The organism is Pseudomonas sp. ICMP 8385 (assembly GCF_002699915.1).
GTDB lineage: Bacteria > Pseudomonadota > Gammaproteobacteria > Pseudomonadales > Pseudomonadaceae > Aquipseudomonas > Aquipseudomonas gessardii.
Window position 1 is genome coordinate 1 of the sequence record NZ_LKBY01000140.1, and the last position, 17109, is coordinate 17109.

Consider the following 17109-nt stretch of genomic DNA (forward strand, 5'->3'; position numbering starts at 1 on the left):
CTCGTCGAATTGATTGTTTTTTGATCATTTGGCGAGTTTAAAAGTTGCGCTAGGTGGTATGCCGGGGAAATACATGGCTACTTCAGACCATCCCTAGCGCCGACCATTTGACCCATCTCACCAGGAGCGAATATCTGACCTGGATAACCTGAGTCGATCAGGGGTGCGATGATGTTCCACTTTTCATCCCTTTCCCGCTTCTTTTTCTCATCCAAGTCATCCTCTAACACTAAGAGAAACTCAGGCGTAACGACCTTGGCTAGCTTCGTATCACCTGCAATGACGGATCCGCGAAGCTCCTCCAGGCCTAAACCAATCGGTTGGCGGGGCGGATCCGTTAATTGGATCAAAACGACCGCATCGTATCGCTCATTGAGGTACAAGACCCTAACGAAGCCCGGCACGACGGAAAACTCAGTAAGCGGTTCGAAACAATCATTGACTTGGACTTTCATGATAGGCCCTCCGCCGTCAGTGAAATTTTCATTGGTTTCTCAATGATTTCAAATGTTGGTAGTGGTGCAGTCATTTGAATGGGAGTACCAACCAAATCTACCTTGATCGACTTAGCCCATATCAGGTGATGATATAAAGCCCGAGAGTCTTGATAGGAGATAAATAAACGTGCGGCAATCTTTCGCAGAGATTCAGCAGTACTCCACGGGTAGGGACGACAGCTCGCTAAGTGCCCCAGAAAATCTGTGTGTAATGATGGCTCTGCCAAGGCGCGCGGCAGTTGAGCGAACTTCCTGAGTAAGCCTAAATTTTTGATCAAATCGGGGCTGAACATTTCTTCGGTGACAATGGCCCAATCAACGTGTTGGCCAGTCCAGAAACGCTTTTCGATCTCAAATTTTTCCAACGTCCTCCTGGCTTTTTTGCCTTCGAGGTCACTGCGGTATTTGATTGTTCTGGCTACGGATTTAAAGCTGCCATCGGGCTTTTTTATCGTTAATAAAAAATCCGTGGTCATAACGTAAGGAAGCACTGTCTTCGGATACTTCGGGTATCGCACTCCCATAGAGCTCGCGATTGCTTGAGCACTTTCTCGCGGTAGCAGTGGATACTGTTCGCGTATATCCACAACATTTTCCGAAAATTCACATACCAAAAAATAAGCGCGTTCGAGGTCAGAAAAGAGGTGGTGGAGACGATCGATCTTCACACCTTGGATCTTGTGGGAGCGTCCTCTGGAAGGCACGTCTTGGACGCGCAGCCACGGCAGATAACTGGCACCAGCTCCGCTACCGAATCCATTCGAAATATGCCGCTGAATATCTGTCTCAGACGAAAACCTACGACCGCGCAATGCTACCTCCTTCGTCCGCCGGGACCGCCTCTCCTCGCCCTGAAAAATAGTTATAGGAAAAAATCGCCCACCACCTGTTCATGGTACAGCCCTCTTTAGCCTACTCCCGGAGCGTGGCGAAGCGGAGAATCTAGACCGATGGCTCAGCCAAAAAATGGAAACCCCCGTAAATACGGGGGTTTCGGCCTTGTGTCAATCTATGTTACGGCGTGTCAATCTTTATTGTTAAGTGTCAATCTTTATTGTTAGAAGCCATGGACCCAGAAGCGCTAATAATCGAAATCCCTTCATGACTCGTTTTCCTAAGTGTTTACCTGATCCCAAAGGGGCTGAACATGCTCCATGACCTCTTCTATCGAGCGGGTGCGTCGCTCAGCCTCAAGCAATGCTTTTGCGGCACGGTGCGCTTTACGTTCGCCCATCCAAAGCATGACAAAAATGGCGATTGCTATCACTGATAAAACAAGGGCTGCTGATAAAGTGAGTACGATGGGTTCCATTACTTTTTTCCTGGATTTCAGTACGACGAGCAGGTCGTATAGCCGTAATTGGTGATGCAGTTGGTGTTTTTAGGCGTGTACACCGGATTCTGGGGTGCTGAGATGGAGGGCTGCATCGTAGCGCCTACTCGATCCGCCACTGTGGCCAGATCCGCGCACGTCATTTCCATAACCGGGCGATCGGCCTCACCCACTACGATGGTGCCGGCTTGTGCCAAGCTCGCCTGGACCATGCTGCCTAGCTTTGCCTGGTCGTACAGGTATTGGCTGGGATAGCCCTGAGTCTGAAAAACCACGTAATGGTTAAATTGGTTGACGCTCATCAAATGCTCGCGCTTGCAGATACTGGCTTGAGCGACGCGCGTGGCGATGTGATGGTAATCGGATTCGGGTAGTTGGGTTACGCAGCCACTAAGTGCTAGCGCACTGGCGAGTGTTATAGCGATCCGTGTCATTTTTGACTTCTCTAAAGCTGTTCGATTCAGCGGGCAGAAAGTGCCCAACTCCTACTGCAAAAGGCCCAATCAAGGGCCGGTGGTGTCCAGCGATTTCCGTTCTATCAGTGATTGTCAGGAGAAGACCTTTTTAAACGGCCAGGAATGACCTGATCATCTGACGATCATTGAACGACAGCACAGCGCGCAGCCTCATCAGCACCAAAGAACTGGTCGCGGCAAGTTGTTAGGATCAGCTTCTAGCCTCGACGCAAGATCCCGATCAGACACACGGCGCAACGCCTCAGCGGCCACAAACTGAGCGCGCATCGCAAGTACCATCAGCTCGATCCGGGTCATGCCGTGCGATGCATATCGGGTACCGACATAGTCAGGGAAAAGCGCGATAGCGCCGCGAAGGCGATCGTCGTGCGCAGTCGATACCTCGCCGATCAGCGCTTCGGCTAGTTTAACAAGGTGGTGCGACAATTTGCGGTATTGCGCCTCGGTCCAGCCGCGCGCGGCAAGTGCCCCTTTGAGCGCCAGTTCGGCGGTCAAGCAGATCGTCTGTACGGCCGCGTCGATATCGATGTCACCGGCAAGGATGCGAGCGGTCGCCGTGAGGGACGAGCGCGCGTTGGCGAGTAACTGAGGTGCATCCCCAGTCCCATGCTCCAGATCACTGACCCCATAGGCGAAATCCCACAGATCGGCAACGCCATAAAAGGCACGCCAACCCTGTTCTGGATATTGTTCGAATATAAATTCCAGCTCATCACGCGGTATCTCGATGCACTCGATGAGGTCAACAGAGACGGATCCATATCCGATGGCGATTCGAACCGGGTACATCTGGTCACGCAGCGCCACCCCGCCTTTGAGCATCGCTGGCATCGAGAAATCACCTTCGGGATAGAGCGTATGGTAGATCGCCATGAGCGGGTCCCACATCGCCTTGTCGAACACATCGCCGGAAATGCGGTTGGCCTTCATCCAGGCCATCGCCACGTGAAACGGCCGCTGGTGCAGTTTCAAGCCCTGCGTGATCAGTTCTTCGTCGCGTTGCCACACGAACTCCTTGTCGATGGTCTTCGTCATAAAACTTCTCCTCTCTGGGCTTAACACGGGGAGATGCGTTCAAAATGAACGCAACGATCCTGGACGCTTGAATCGTGCCTATCTCTAAGGCCTCGGCCCCGGTTTGCGGCCGGGACTTGGGGTGTACCTGGTCGTTTTCCTATACGTCGGCGTTTTAGGTGAAGTAGTCGCAAAATGCGCGAGCTACCAGCGCCGCGTTCTCGGTCGTAGGTTGGAGAAACCGAAGATCGTCACCCTAGGTTGCGTCGCCTCCGCAGCAACCGCGCTGACCGAAGGATGTGCTGGATTCACCAAATTCCCGGTCAATTCGCATGTACTCCCCCTCCGACAGCTCCAGGTGCGGAGTGAGTTCGCCCCATAGGAAGTCAACCCCGTCCAGGTCGCCTGGGTCATGCGCCTCGATCTTGAGTACACGGTTGCCGATCAACTCGATCTGATCGAGTACCACCATGGTAAAGGGCCAAAGGCCTTCGGGACGTTTCACGGTATTTTCCTAGATCCGATCATCTTTATAGGCCCACAGGCAATGCCAGTGATTAAGCGAGCCAAATGAGGCATTGCAGTCAGCAAACAGTGTCATGAATCGAGCTCTGAACAGCGCCTGGTTTTCGCGGGTATGAAACTCCTCGCTCAAGAACGCACCGATATCACGATCAATACGCTCTGCGCTTTCGGTGTCTGCTTGCTTCCGAGCGGCGATGTAATGCGCGGCAAGCGTGCATGCGTCCTTCACCAGAGAAGCCGGAAAAACCACTTCGTTTTCTTCAAGCTCTGGCTATGCGTCATTGCTTTAATGCTTTCAGGCGGACCACCCCGCAGTCAAAACCCATGGGGGAAGCAATTCCTCCTGCGAACCGCAGTTGGGAGTCCAGAAGCTTATCGCTTGTCTTTACCTCTACAAGTTTCATGGCCCCGCTCTGAATCACGATCAGGTCTGGCCATCCAGCACGGTACTCATATGGAGCTGCCGAGAATGCCAATAGGATGTCAGCCAGTTTGTCACTGCCCAGGTGATCGAATAACTCCAACATGAACGCTTCCTTCACCCTCGGGAAAAATGCCGCGAGTCTCGAGCTCTTGGACAACTCGTTCACGTTCCGCGCAAGTGCATCCGGGGAAATGCTCCTGACGGTGTCTACGATCTCGGATGTGTGCTCCGCCAGAATCGTCATCTGCGCTTCCAGATACCTGTTAACTGCATCGACCCGATCGCCAAAAGAGTTCCTTGCTGCCAGCGTTTCCAGCGCCGCAGCTTTCATGAGCAAAAGGACAGACCCACCTTCGCAATAACTCACCCTTCCGCCGCTGCTGGCAAACATCTGGCCGACAACTTCCTCTGGTAACCCGGCCGGACCTCCATCTAACGACCAGAGGCGCTTGTCATGCTTCTGCGCCATAACCTCAGTCAGTGACCAGCCGACATTTGCACATTGATCAGAAAGCGTGATTTTCTGCTGTGTCATTTTTTTCCTCTGCTATTCAATCAACACTTGAATGCGGGCCAGCACGTCGTCCATCACCACCTCGGGTGACCGATTCGACGCGCTTTGCTCCTCGGGCCTCAAGATCAACGGTGCGGATCTGATTGCACAGCACGACACCTTGCGTCTCAGTTCCTGAACCGCTCATTGGCACAGCAAAACCGGCATAGCGGGCAAAATCACCACCTTGTATGACGGGGCTCCATGCTTCGATTTCCTGAATATGAAAACCAGTGGACAGATGTCCGACCCTTTTTAAATCTTCCCAAGCTTTTTCAACGCTTCTACCAGCCGATCCAGACTCACATCAAGATGCTTTTTGTTGGCCACGAACTGTTCCTTCATTACACCTAAGAGCCGCGCTCTGTCCGCATCACCCTCTGCAAGAGACACATTGAAACCGCTGGTGTTTGGCAGATGGTCACCACTAGCCGAATACTGCATTGCGCTACATACAAGTGTTGCAAGATCGAAAACTCGATGAACCGGAAGCTCTTCTGATTGCCTTGACCATTTCCCCTCTTTTTCATCGCCGGTGTGTCGCCAAACCTTGGCGGATATTTCTGCTTCTCCAGCCCCATTCCACTGTGCAATGCCAACCGACAAACCTTTAGCATCCGATTTATTCGCATGCGGGCCATCAATTTCGTCGTAATTTTCAAGATTTATGAGTGGTATATGCTTCAAATGCGTAGGAATTTTCAAAAATCACCTATATTTCGCCTATCTGTTTTATAAACATTACTAAATTTACTAAGGTTTGTAAATTAGATGTCCAGCAGGATTTTCTTTGAACGTGTGTATCCCCTACCGTGCGCAGGCTCTGACGCCATCGATAGCCGACTAAAGCGCAATCTCAAACGCTCGGCGTATCACAATCTGGTCAACGCTCAAATACGGCTTGCTGAGATCGAGGCAAGCATGGCCAAGGATGGTTTGCACCGTCTCAACACCCCCCGTTGCAGCCAGTACCTTTGCCGCCAGTGACCGCCTCCCGCTATGGGATGAGCCCTGCTTGATACCCGCCTGGCGGCAGAGCCTGGTGATTGTCTGTTGCAGCGCATCACTGGCACGGTAGGCCACCGGCCCGCTGTCTAACTGGCGATGTTTGAATGCCAATTCAAATGCTTGCCCTTCGTGGGTCATGACCAGCTTCGAATCTGGGCTATACCGTCGGTACTCATCCGCACCAGAAAGCCCCCAACAGCGCTGATACCGGACAACCAACCACGCATCGAGCGCGGCGAGGCATTGGGCATGTGTAAGGTACACATTGCGCGGGCGGCAGCCTTTGGTGATGTCTGCTCGCAAATACACCTCGGGCTTTATAGCACCGCTGGGATACAGCACGTCGCCAATCTCCAACAAGGCCAATTCGGTGACGCGAATGCCAGAGGTGTGAGTGAGCCACAACAGCATCACGTCACGCTCCGGCAGACCGCCAGTGACGGATGCAACGCGGATCAGGTGCTTAAATATTGTCCAGGGCGGAGGGAAGTAGCTCGGCGGGGTGTCATACGGGCTCTCTGTCAGGATTGCACGGGAATCGTGCTGGATCTGGAGAGAGTCAGGCAGTAGCCTCCTGACAAGGGTATCAGCAAGCCCCGCCTGGTGTCAAGGAAAGTTAAATATCCCACTTTGGGGTTCTATACATGGCCACGTGCTCCATCCCAGAAGGATTTGAGATGGAAAAAAATCGCTGGGAGCAAGATCAGAACTACGCTGCCACAGACCGATAACGTCACCACCGTTACTGCGCCGTTGAGTGCGTGCCACATACCGATCTCGAGATAACGTGCCACAAGATCCGCTGACCTGATGATGTACTTCATTGCAACGCCTTCCCCTTGGAAGGGGATCATCTGGAGCAGTACAACTAGGCCTCCGAAACCGATCGTGACGATGGCAAAGCCCTTGAGACCTAGGGCGATATCGGCTGTACTTGGGATCGCGTGCATCGAAATAATCATCACGAGCAATGCAATAGCGAACCCCTGCAATGAACTAGTACCCAGGTGGACGACCGATGCAATGGTACCGGTGGCCACAGCGCCTATCCAACCCAGCAATGGGACCAGGCCCTGGTCGGGAATGCTTAGCTCGTATGCTTTGCCTAAGGAGACAACGGCTATTGCGCTCCCGGCCAACAATGGGGCTACTCCTTGAAATAGGAGGCCAATCGAGTTGCGCAGAGAAAACGGACTGTAGGAAAACTCAACGTAGCCAAGCTGCCCAGTGATCGCATCTGGCGCAAATAAGGCAAGCTTCCTGATTCGAAGGCCGAAGAGCACGCATGCAATCGCGTGAGACATCTCATGTACCGGCCCACCAATGATTCCAGTGCTCCGATAAACAACCCAGGTCTTTGCAGAAAACCGAGAGACCAATCTACCCCAGAGAAATATCGCACCGGCCGACACAATCAAAAGTGCGAGGAAGAGGTAAATCATGCGCGCTGCCCCGCTGTTGCTTCCATCTCCCGGCGGGCCTCAGCGTGACTTTTCTGAATCACGACTTGGGTGATTGTGTTGATCACCAGGACCTTCTTCGCCCTCGTGGCTGCGACATAGAGCAAATTCAGCTCATCAATACGCTGATCGGGGGTGATCTTCTCCTTATCAAAAATGTCTGGGAAATCTTCTTCAAGGACCACCACATCCCACTCCAACCCTTTCGAACGATGGCAGGTGCTTACGATCACATCAGCGTCAAGCGGATCATCTGTTGAGTTGCGTCGTAGGGCTGCTATCAACTTCGGTATGTCCTCGTGCTCTTTGAGTATCCTGAGCATCCGGTTCATCTCGGCATCTTTAGATTCCTCAGCCGCTTCCGAAAACCCACCAAAGTCACTGAACTGCCCGAACAATCGCTTGTTGCGAATCTCCTCCTTGCGGCCAACTTTCAGATAGTAAACATCCTCAAGGTCGGCAATCTGATATGCCTCAATCCCCCCATTCCAGTAGACAACTTGACCGTCAGAGACTGCGTCAATGGCCGTCATAATCACACCAATCACCGTGCGGTTGAGAACGGTGTAGTGGCTACAACCAAAAGGCAGCGATGTCGTCACCTTGTCCCGGGCACCAAACCCAACCAGGGGACGAGTTTCCCCTTGTTGTCTGAGGATCGCATTTGCTACGCCGGCAATCATCGGACCGAACCGGAATGAATTGGTCAAGTACATCGACGCCGCTCCCTGTACGATCTGCGTATCAAGGGCGTTCTCAGCGCCCCGCCAGCGATAGATCTGCTGCCATTTGTCACCAACAAAAATCTTCCTTGCCTTTTGACCCGACACGATCGAGGCGGTGACAGGGTTGCTGTCCTGAGCCTCATCGAAAAGGATCACGTCATACGGCAATTGCGGGTAGCTCAGTTGGTAGAGTTTTAGGTAAGCATCATGCTGGCAGGGAAATTTGCTCTCGATATCGATCATTTCCTCCCAGAGTAATTGGGCATAGCCTAACGTCCGGTCAAGATGATCAGCTCCGTGCTCAGCGGCATCCTCTTCGCTGATTCCAGCAAAATAATGTGCCTCAGTAATTTCAGCATCTGCGCTCGACAGATAGGCGTTAAGCACCGCAATGGAGTCCCTTACATCTCCCCATTTTCGAGTCTTGAGCAGCCCTGAGGCGTCTGTCAGACGAATGTTCCCGAGTTTATGCTGATAGCTCTGGCCAAACTTCGGCCAGGCCAATTGGTGTGAAGTCTTACAGGTGACGTTCTTTGGAAATTTCTCTGCCCCTTCATCCCGAATCGCACGGTTGTACGCCAGATAGAGCATGCGCAAGTGGCTGTGATGGTTGGCATAGGCAACAAGCGTTGTCGTCTTGCCGCATCCGGCATAGGCCTTCACCACCAGATGGTCACCTTGGTATTCGATGATGGGGAGTTGTTCTGCGGTCGACTTCATTGAGGCGACTCCATTCTGTTTTTTGCACATTTACCGCCGTAGATAGACAGCGCTGCTAAGCACCAGAACGAAAACACGGCATCAGTCAGGTCGCCCATTGGGAGATAGCGACCAACCAGAGCTACCGGATCTGTCACCACCAGGAACGTCGCATACCCTGCAACGGCATGCATTCCGAAGGTGCGTAAGACCGCTGCGATGAGAAGGGCAAATAGTGCGCAAGACACCAAGCTATGCGTGGAGTTGGAGCTTGGGGCGAAGTGGGTACAGGCGACGACTATGCCGACCGCTACTGCCATCAAGCCAGCAGTGTGACGGCTGGATATGGAACGCAGCTCTTCGCCGCTGTGCCTGAACGTAAGAATCATGACCGCGTGCGAGCCGATGCCTGCCAGGTAGTCAATGACTGGTGATCGGCATATCGCCGGAGGATATTTTTCGCTGGGCATGTGAGTCTCCTTAGGTGAGGAGATCGTTTCATGCAGGTCGCGGGGAAAGGTCTGGTTTCGGGCGGTTTTTTGGTCTGAATTACGCAGACGCCGCCCCAGATCGGGGCGGCTAAAGGGGGCTTACTGTTTGCTGGTGAGCCTAAGTACCTTGCGTCGATCGTCCAGCCCCACCAGTTTTCCGGTTGCCCCCGCCACTCATACTCTTCATTGCAGCACCTCTGACAGCAGGAGAGAACTACTGCCAATTCGTATTGGAAGAATTAGTAAAAAACGAGATATCTCTTCCGACCTTGGTTGCAATGAATTCGAATGTTTTGCATGTATTTCGGAAGCCTGCAAGGCTCCAATCCTGCGTTTTGATCGAAAGCAAGAGACTGACTCATTTATAATCATTCAGAGCTCATCATGATCATCATGAAAATACTCAACATTCTTGTTGAGCTTTTTACACGAATTTATGAGTTGTGCTTGATATGCTTTATTCTTGAAGCCATACATACATGCTATGGCTATTTTATCCAGAGAAGATGGAGTTTTAGGCGGTTCATAATAAAACTTAGATGTGTTAGGGCGACACCTCTGCCAATGCATAATTGAGTCTTGGTCTTTTTCAGTGACGCGGACTAGCGACAAATTAGTCTCTTCGCATCCCTTTACTGGTGATTTCATTCCGACAAACTCATGTATCAATCCGAGTGCATGGCCAATCTCGTGACCTAAAACGAAATCAATTATAGTGTTATTCGGGTCTATACTTACGACACTAGGTGGGCCATTCCAGGGAAATGTAGCGCGTCCAGCAACTTCCCCCCCGGTGTCCTCGTTCGGCTTCACTGTCGCGTATGTGAAGCGAATATCGATGTCGCTATTTTCCTTAATGCATCGCCCGTCCTCGTATTGAGAGTGTGTGAAGGTGAGATTGGCGTATTGAGTCCAATCGGTCAGCATCTTGTCAATTTTTCTGACAAGTTCGTTGTGACTGTATTTATTCTGCGGAAATGAATTGCTGACACAATAAGTCAAGGTGTGACCGAGAAGTTTGTTAAACTTTATGGATCTGCCGATTGAATGACTGATGGGGTCAGACTCAGTAAGTCCGGCTCTTACTTCCACTGAATGGGAGCTGATGACTATGGTTGCGAGTAAGATGGCGAAAATAAACTGTGATTTCATTCCGTAACCCACCTTTAGTCATTCTTCCAAGCAATATTGGTGATTTTAGCATCTGAAGAGTTGTAGCTGACCGTATGAGTTGTCTCACTACTATCAATAATTGAGAGTTTGTAAGTATCTCCGGTACTATCTGTAAAATACAAATTAATGGAAGATGTAAAACCAGATTTTGGACCTTTTCCGACAACCGTTATCTCATAGTTGTAGATAGTCCCATCAATCCTGGTCAGCTTTATAGACTTAACGCAGGCTCCGCTCTTGCCCACAATCACGTCCGATATATCATTTGAACCATTTATAGAAACATAATGGCCCAATTGAAGTCCGGTTGGGCATTGTGCGTTTGAATTCTCTCCAGGAGAGTTGCAAATAAAATCATCATACTGCGCTTCGCTCATGATTTAGGTCTCTTCTCTTTCTGAGTCTGCTTTAAGGCCGCGGGCACCGGTTCACGGCTGGTGACTCTCAATCCTTGGGCCATAATTAAGAAATCATGTGAAGCCTGACTCTACTGGTCCGGCACAGCGGCGACTTCCATGATTTTCACATCCTTCCCAAAGATAATGCGTCGGCCCTTGCTCGCCGATGAACAGCGCAAGGCGTGTCATGCAAAAGAGATTAGCAGCTGATTAAAGGAAAGAAAGCCAGATGTACCCACAAGTGCGTTCAAGTGGGATTTTCCTGTATTTGCGCTCGCTGCTTTTTAAGAATTTCACCTTTATCTCGGATACCGAAACCTGACGCTTCACTCCCTTATCCGAATCGGCGGTTGCTTTTGGCGCGACGGACGTTGTAACCCTTTACCCAGCTTTTCATATCTTCGCTCGGTGGTTTGGGCTGCACGGTGCCGATCCATGCGCGATCTGGTAGCTCCTTCATGAATGCCTGGTATGCGTACTGAGCCCAACCGTCTTTTTTGCCGGTCTCACAGGCATACCCAAGCAACTCGCAGAAAGTGTGTAGTTTGCTAGTCGGCCCGAGTACTTTGCGTCGATCGTCCAGCTTCACCAGTTTGCCGGTGGCCACCGCCACCCCATCCGGTATTACGATTTCATTGCCACACTTCGGACAGANGCCGCTGAAAACAAAGCTGCACTTTTGGCAAGGCTTGGTTTTTTTCTCCTGGTCGCCTTTGTCCTGCGGACGGCGGTCAAGACGCTCCCCTTCGCCGTTGTCCATGGCGTCGGGTACCTCGTCTGTAGGCTTCCCGTTTAGCAAGAGGTTGCCAGAGTGGTCGATGATAATGCAGTCGATCTTTCCTGTTTCAGGCGAAAGCCTCAGACCACGGCCAATCATCTGGTAGTGAAGCATCAGGGATTTGGTCGGTCGCGCAATCACAAGGCAACTGGTAGACGGATCATCAAACCCCTTGATCAGCATTGCCACTGAGACCAAGACCCTTATCCTACCCGCCTTGTACTGGCGCAGGATCTCCCCAGTCTCATGCGGCGGCATGTAGCCGTCGATGTGGGCTGCGGCAACGCCCGCTTTCAAGAATTGTTCAGCAAGCTTTTTTGAGTGCTGGACGTTGCAGGCGAAAACCAGTGTTTTGCGGTTTTGACCCAGCTCTTTCCAGTGAGATACCACGTCACCAAGCAGCTTGGCGTCCCCCATCACCGTGGCGAGCTCGTCCTCGATCCAGTCGCCGTTTGGCTTCGTACTCACGCCCTTCAGCGAAGGCACGGACGGGGCATAGCACACTGTCGGGACAAGGAATCCCAGGTCAGTAAGCTCAGAAAGAGAGATGCAATTGATCAGCCTGTCAAATATGCGGCCCAGGCCACGGCGCCATGGGGTAGCACTTAGCCCGATTACTGGCACCTTGTTCCGCCGGCACCAGTTGATCAACTCAATGTGGGCTTCATGGATAACATGCGCCTCGTCAATGAGAACAAGGTGTGGCTTGTGGTGGTTGAGCATGTAGTCCAAGCGAGGGCGCAAGCTCTGGATCGTTGCTACCTGGATGGGCTTTCGATAGTCCGTCAATGGGTGGTCTGACTGAATCGCTCCCGCGACCAATCCATCTTTGTGGAACCGCTCAAGCGTCTGATCAAGTAGCTTCAGGCTGTCGACGATGAACCAGGCCTTCCGGTTCTTCGCCTGCGCGCCAGCAATGATGTGCTTGGCCACCTCTGTCTTACCGGAGCCTGTGGGGCTCATCAGCATCTGAATGGTCGCGCCAAGGCTGATGCCCTTGCGGAGTTCAAAATCCTGCTGCTGTTGGTAGGGTCGGAGTTGCATCGAGGTTTCCCGCTGAAAGAACTACAGGCAGGAAACCATTGCCTCGAAAAAACCCAAGCTAGGTGCTTGATCCACCTGATGGACACAGCCCGGGCACAGCCTGATGGAGACAGATGTTTTTTCTGAGAATGCGAGCCGATATGGACCATCCCTGAAGCCCGTATCTTGATTTGGGTTTTGCGGGTTACGTGCAAACGTAATCGTCATTGCCTGTGCTTTCGCCCAGGCGTCAATGATGGCCAAGTCAAAGGAGGCCTAGATGGATGACGTAGGAAAGGCACGCGCTCTTAGGTATGCAGAGTCGTTGCGAAACGCAAGCTGGGTTATCGATAAGGATTCAGCAAACGCACAAAATGCCGTTGGATTCTGGCTTTACTCATACAACCTGGTTGCAGGCCCCCGGCTCGTAGGCCAACTGACGTTGGACGGCTATCGAGCCATGCAGTCCGGAGAAGATCTGAAAGCACTTGGCGGGCTCCAGCCAGCCGATGTTCTCGGCGCAACCCTCACCGCCTATGACGCACTGCCCGACCAGAACCGCAATGCAGGGGAGTCACAAACCGTCATATCAGCGCTGTCCCTATACGCCAGTTCAAGTATGACCTTGCAGGCGCTGGCGCCTCTCCAAACTGGAGCACATCAGCACTTCATGGTGTTCGATTGGCTTACAGCCACCGGCAAAAGGATCTTTCGCCCGGCTGCGGCAGTCACCGGATCCGTTCTTGCTCCTGAAACTCTTGCCGAATTCGGGAACTTAGTGCTCTGCGCGCATATGTCGAAACACCCCCACGAAACGCCTTTCCAACTCCAGACTACAGGTTCTTAACTCATGCCAATCCGTCACATCATCGTTCATCAGATCCACAAAAAGCCTGATGGAACCCCAGCTGTATTGCATGCCCGCGACACTGAACTTGCAGCGTCGGCAGCCATCGAGAACATGCTCGGCGACCTCAACGAGAGCTACAACGCCAAACAGGGCAAGGCCTGGGGTTTCTTCCATGCCGAGTCCGGCGCGCATCCATTCAGCGGTTGGCTGAAGGCGTATTGCGACCGCAGTAAGGATTTCACCACCTTCAGCCGCCTTGCGGTGGATCACCTGCAGAAGCTGATGGAAGAGTCAAATCTCTCCACCGGTGGCCACGTGCTTTTTGCCCACTACCAACAGGGCATGACCGATTACCTGGCCATCGCCCTGCTCCACCACAGTGCAGGCGTGGCGGTGACTGAAGAACTGGACGTGACCCCCTCACGGCACCTCGACCTGGGCCAGCTGCACCTGGCAGCGCGCATCAACGTCTCCGAGTGGCAGAACAACAAGCAGTCCAAGCAATACATTTCGTTCATCAAAGGCAAAAACGGTAAGAAGGTCTTGGAGTACTTCCGCGATTTTATCGGCTGCCAGGAGGGTGTCGACGGCCCAGGCGAGACGCGTACCCTGCTTAAAGCCTTCACCGATTTTGTCGAAAGCGAAGACATGCCGGAGGAGTCCGCCCGCGAAAAAACCAAGACCCTGGTGCATTACGCCAGCAGCCAGGCCAAGCTCGGCGAGCCGATGGGCCTGGAAGAGCTGTCAGGGTTGATCGATGAAGATCGACCAAAAGCCTTCTACGATCACATCCGCAACAAGGACTACGGCCTGTCGCCTGAAATCCCGGCAGATAAGCGTACCCTCAACAAGTTCCGCCGCTTCACAGGACGCGCCGAAGGCCTGTCAATCAGCTTCGAAGCGCACCTGCTCGGCGACAAGATTGACTACGACGAGAACGCCGGCACGCTGATGATTCGCAATCTACCCACCCAGTTGCGTGATCAGCTCAAGCGCGGCTAGAAACCCGCCCCGTCCAGTTCAGGACGGGGCAAATCCTGCTCAATTTTAACGTAAGCCCAGCCCGTCGAACCTAAAAAGCAGCAACGACGATCCCGAGGGTCGCGAGACAGGAAAAAGTTTTTGCAGCGACGTACTGCACACTGCTCTTTGATGCTTACTTGCAGCGTTTGCTCCAAGAATTCAAGGCTCTGACCCATGGGATTTCAGTCAGAAAATTTATACACGGCTATTAAAAACTGAGGAGTAGCAATCCTGAACTGGCGACGGGAACTTGGGATTATCGGCGATCGTGAGAGAAAGAGGCGGATCACTTATACGGAGAACCATTTATGCAGGTCGTCACGCCCCAAGCCTGGAGTCAGGCTGGACTTACCCTCAACCTGGTCATTGGAGTTCTCGGCTCACAGCAGGCGCTTTTTCGGTTGAAAACCAAGCTCGAATTAGCTGTTGAGGACGCTTTGCATGGGCTCTCTCAAGAGGCAAGCCATGAGCTTGGAATTGAGATTGGTCGCTGGAACATCGAAACGTCCAACTCCCAACCAGAGGTCAACAGGTCGGCGTCGAGCGGGCCAGCCCCTGATCATTCAATAGAGGCACCTGCGACCCCCTTGGAGTCGGCATCCGAGGGATCCCTGAAAGCTGGATCATGCCTATGAGCGCCACATTCGCCCTGACACAACACCTCGAGCACGAGCGCTTTATAGTGCGGGACATCTCTGACCAATACGAGGCTCCGACCTTTGACCTGATTTTCCGAGACCAGGAGCACGGCGTTGAGCGTTGCTCCGACAGCGTGTGGAGTTCGCACGAGCAAGCCTCGGTGGCTGCGGAGGCACTGGAGAAGGCGGATCGTCATCCAGTTCACTGGGGTGTCTTGAAGAGTCTCTAACTCAGTATCATGCTAGTCATAAAGCAGGAGAATAAATGCAACGAAAGAAACCGATACCCTGCTGCACCTTCTTATCGCGCAGCGATGCTGAGGGATACTTGCCAGGCCCTGACTGTCATCTGATATCTATATCTGATGGCCCTGACGATCAGGCACGAATCAACGAAGCACGCTGGAAGAGCGTGAGCTATCACCACTTCATTGACGCCGGCTTTGACGAAGAAGTCATCGAGATATATGGGCAGGACTTTGAGCGGAATTACGTCGATTACCTGCTCAGCAGCAAGGCTGACGTGCTGAGGGAGCGCATACGGGAAATTGCAGACCTGGGGGAAAATATCGCGGTTAATTGCCAGGCCGGCCGATCCCGCAGTGCCGCGGTCGCTTTGTATATCAACAAACATCTTGGGTACCAGTTGCATAAACCGACCCCAGACGCAAACCAGTGCGTCTACCGGATGTTGGCCAACGATGTTCACCTGATGGCCGCCTACCGTACGGCAAGCACTCCAGTGGGACCGGAAGCGCCAAAGCGAACTCTTCTTTCGCTGATCAAGTTGCTGTTCTCGTGAGCGTACAGCGCCGGCAGAGATCATGGTAAACATACGCGACGGCGCCGATGGCTATCTTACCGGCGGGTGAATCGGCGGTAGCGAGATCTGATTCAGGAAAACTCCTCCGCCGTACCTAAGCCCACCCCAAGCGGGCCGAGGCAAAACAATTCGAACATAAAGTCTTTGCTGGCCAGTCCGTTTCTCCCCACCAGTAGATTGAGGTTGGGCTTTTCCAGATCGACGATCGCGCCCGGATGTAGCTCGGCACCGATCCTAAAATCACCCACGGTTTTTTCTCGGAATGGAACTCCTTCAAGCCAATACAGCGGGATCAAGGTAGGGATTGATCCCCTCCCCTGCTCCCTACGAAACCCTGACCACGCCACTGTCTGGCGTCGGCCCATTCAAAACGCGCTGAAATAGTTGGGGTTCCGGGCCCTTGCCGTAGCCTGAAGGCATCTCTAGGAAAACTCGGATCGCCTTGTGTCTTACACCACCGCCACCATCAACGAACTGTATGGTCTACGCGACAAAGTAGGCCTCTCAACCGCTTCGGGCTTAAAAGCTCGTGTTCGCTTTGTACAGCTGGCCTACCGCCACATGCTGGTGCATGAGATCACCAGGTACACTTTGTGGGACCGTGGGTATGAAGGTCTTGGTGAACGAACTTTTGACACATGCTTCGAAATGGGCGACAGCGACGAAGTAATAGCCGAGTTAATCCGTGACGCGCGCATACGGGGCTATGCCGATAATATCGAAATGGAAATAGGTAATTCTGAGTGTTACGCACGCTGGTGTAGCTTCGCAGATCGCCAGCAAGAGTTTGCATTTTGAAGAATGGACCACCTGGGGGGCATGCGCTTCGTTTTTGCTACAAGCGCTGCTGCACCCAATGAGATCTATTAGCTAGAAAAGCGGTGATCTAACGAGGTCTTGGGTTCTTATCACTAAGGGTTAAGTTCTTTGTAACTTACCAAATAGCGTCCGATAAGCACCATGGCTAATTCAAAAAAACCACGCGCATACACCAAGGCCTCGAACCCGGCAGAACACCGCAAAACCCTCATTCGCCTGCTAAACGCAAACAGCCACCGCCATCACTTGTGGGATGTGTTCGCCGACTTCTGCGAAATGGGCGCGTTAGGGATGCTCCGATCAACTTGCTGCGCGGCGGCCGCAAGTCGTAATTTGCACGGCACGCAGCGCTATTTGCTCAAAACGACCTGATGCAGTG

The 17109-nt window shown here is 52.6% G+C and carries 24 protein-coding genes; 6 read left to right on the forward strand and 18 right to left on the reverse strand.

Annotation, left to right across the window (positions count from 1 at the left end; all coding sequences use genetic code 11):
- Positions 1-77: 77 nt before the first annotated feature.
- The 17 genes from AO268_RS28160 to AO268_RS28235 all read right to left on the reverse strand — a co-directional run bounded on the left by AO268_RS28160 (position 78) and on the right by AO268_RS28235 (position 12598).
- Complete coding sequence (locus tag AO268_RS28160; RefSeq protein WP_257154472.1) at positions 78-455, reverse strand: hypothetical protein; 378 nt, start codon at positions 453-455, stop codon at positions 78-80.
- On the reverse strand, positions 452-1309 hold the full coding sequence (locus tag AO268_RS28165) for a TnsA endonuclease N-terminal domain-containing protein (RefSeq protein ID WP_061433812.1): 858 nt from the start codon (positions 1307-1309) through the stop codon (positions 452-454). Before AO268_RS28165 ends, AO268_RS28160 begins: the two co-directional genes overlap by 4 nt.
- Positions 1310-1611: 302 nt before the next feature.
- Complete coding sequence (locus tag AO268_RS28170) at positions 1612-1809, reverse strand: hypothetical protein (RefSeq protein ID WP_099170541.1); 198 nt, start codon at positions 1807-1809, stop codon at positions 1612-1614.
- Positions 1810-1826: 17 nt separating this feature from the next.
- The gene (locus AO268_RS28175) at positions 1827-2264 is read right to left on the reverse strand and encodes a hypothetical protein (protein ID WP_099170542.1); all 438 of its coding nucleotides are present in this window, start codon (positions 2262-2264) and stop codon (positions 1827-1829) included.
- A gap of 195 nt (positions 2265-2459) precedes the next feature.
- Positions 2460-3341: a hypothetical protein gene (locus tag AO268_RS28180; protein ID WP_099170543.1), complete on the reverse strand. Its 882-nt coding sequence runs from the start codon at positions 3339-3341 to the stop codon at positions 2460-2462.
- Positions 3342-3576: 235 nt separating this feature from the next.
- Positions 3577-3825 carry a hypothetical protein gene (locus tag AO268_RS28185; RefSeq protein ID WP_099170544.1) on the reverse strand — a complete coding sequence of 83 codons (249 nt, stop codon included), beginning with the start codon at positions 3823-3825 and terminating at the stop codon, positions 3577-3579.
- A 9-nt stretch (positions 3826-3834) separates the two neighbouring features.
- Entirely contained in the window at positions 3835-4095 is a 261-nt protein-coding gene (locus AO268_RS28190; RefSeq protein WP_099170545.1) for a hypothetical protein, read from the reverse strand.
- A 28-nt stretch (positions 4096-4123) separates the two neighbouring features.
- Positions 4124-4804, reverse strand: coding sequence for a VRR-NUC domain-containing protein (locus AO268_RS28195; RefSeq protein WP_099170546.1), 681 nt, complete (start codon positions 4802-4804; stop codon positions 4124-4126).
- Positions 4805-4820: 16 nt separating this feature from the next.
- A complete protein-coding gene (locus AO268_RS33905; RefSeq protein ID WP_332875027.1) occupies positions 4821-4970 on the reverse strand; it encodes a hypothetical protein in 150 nt (49 codons plus the stop codon).
- A gap of 107 nt (positions 4971-5077) precedes the next feature.
- Positions 5078-5527 carry a DUF6530 family protein gene (locus AO268_RS28205; protein WP_099170547.1) on the reverse strand — a complete coding sequence of 150 codons (450 nt, stop codon included), beginning with the start codon at positions 5525-5527 and terminating at the stop codon, positions 5078-5080.
- 138 nt (positions 5528-5665) lie between these two features.
- Positions 5666-6241 carry a site-specific integrase gene (locus tag AO268_RS28210; RefSeq protein WP_099170548.1) on the reverse strand — a complete coding sequence of 192 codons (576 nt, stop codon included), beginning with the start codon at positions 6239-6241 and terminating at the stop codon, positions 5666-5668.
- Between the two features lie 227 nt (positions 6242-6468).
- On the reverse strand, positions 6469-7272 hold the full coding sequence (locus tag AO268_RS28215) for a hypothetical protein (protein ID WP_099170549.1): 804 nt from the start codon (positions 7270-7272) through the stop codon (positions 6469-6471).
- A complete protein-coding gene (locus AO268_RS28220; RefSeq protein WP_076965334.1) occupies positions 7269-8735 on the reverse strand; it encodes a 3'-5' exonuclease in 1467 nt (488 codons plus the stop codon). Before AO268_RS28220 ends, AO268_RS28215 begins: the two co-directional genes overlap by 4 nt.
- Complete coding sequence (locus tag AO268_RS28225) at positions 8732-9184, reverse strand: hypothetical protein (RefSeq protein ID WP_076965333.1); 453 nt, start codon at positions 9182-9184, stop codon at positions 8732-8734. Before AO268_RS28225 ends, AO268_RS28220 begins: the two co-directional genes overlap by 4 nt.
- Before the next feature lie 393 nt (positions 9185-9577).
- Positions 9578-10357: a matrixin family metalloprotease gene (locus AO268_RS28230; protein WP_076965332.1), complete on the reverse strand. Its 780-nt coding sequence runs from the start codon at positions 10355-10357 to the stop codon at positions 9578-9580.
- Positions 10358-10371: 14 nt separating this feature from the next.
- Positions 10372-10755, reverse strand: coding sequence for a hypothetical protein (locus AO268_RS32520; RefSeq protein WP_130898287.1), 384 nt, complete (start codon positions 10753-10755; stop codon positions 10372-10374).
- A gap of 355 nt (positions 10756-11110) precedes the next feature.
- Positions 11111-12598, reverse strand: a complete 1488-nt coding sequence (locus AO268_RS28235) for a DEAD/DEAH box helicase (RefSeq protein WP_099170550.1) — start codon at positions 12596-12598, stop codon at positions 11111-11113.
- A 259-nt stretch (positions 12599-12857) separates the two neighbouring features.
- Here AO268_RS28235 and AO268_RS28240 point away from each other — a divergent pair, with 259 nt between their 5' ends.
- The 4 genes from AO268_RS28240 to AO268_RS28260 all read left to right on the forward strand — a co-directional run bounded on the left by AO268_RS28240 (position 12858) and on the right by AO268_RS28260 (position 15890).
- A complete protein-coding gene (locus tag AO268_RS28240) occupies positions 12858-13424 on the forward strand; it encodes a hypothetical protein (RefSeq protein ID WP_028622358.1) in 567 nt (188 codons plus the stop codon).
- A 3-nt stretch (positions 13425-13427) separates the two neighbouring features.
- The gene (yejK, locus tag AO268_RS28245) at positions 13428-14429 is read left to right on the forward strand and encodes a nucleoid-associated protein YejK (RefSeq protein ID WP_076965302.1); all 1002 of its coding nucleotides are present in this window, start codon (positions 13428-13430) and stop codon (positions 14427-14429) included.
- A gap of 652 nt (positions 14430-15081) precedes the next feature.
- Positions 15082-15318 (forward strand): hypothetical protein, encoded by a 237-nt coding sequence (locus tag AO268_RS28255; protein WP_076965300.1) that lies wholly within the window; start codon positions 15082-15084, stop codon positions 15316-15318.
- A 35-nt stretch (positions 15319-15353) separates the two neighbouring features.
- On the forward strand, positions 15354-15890 hold the full coding sequence (locus AO268_RS28260) for a dual specificity protein phosphatase family protein (RefSeq protein WP_076965299.1): 537 nt from the start codon (positions 15354-15356) through the stop codon (positions 15888-15890).
- Positions 15891-15982: 92 nt separating this feature from the next.
- On the opposite strand, the gene AO268_RS32530 is transcribed toward AO268_RS28260, so the two are convergent.
- On the reverse strand, positions 15983-16207 hold the full coding sequence (locus tag AO268_RS32530; RefSeq protein WP_130898285.1) for a hypothetical protein: 225 nt from the start codon (positions 16205-16207) through the stop codon (positions 15983-15985).
- A gap of 169 nt (positions 16208-16376) precedes the next feature.
- On the opposite strand from AO268_RS32530, the gene AO268_RS28265 reads away from it, so the two are divergent.
- Positions 16377-16709: a hypothetical protein gene (locus AO268_RS28265; RefSeq protein ID WP_373562158.1), complete on the forward strand. Its 333-nt coding sequence runs from the start codon at positions 16377-16379 to the stop codon at positions 16707-16709.
- Between the two features lie 162 nt (positions 16710-16871).
- A complete protein-coding gene (locus AO268_RS28270; RefSeq protein ID WP_257154473.1) occupies positions 16872-17102 on the forward strand; it encodes a hypothetical protein in 231 nt (76 codons plus the stop codon).
- The last annotated feature ends 7 nt before the right edge of the window (positions 17103-17109 follow it).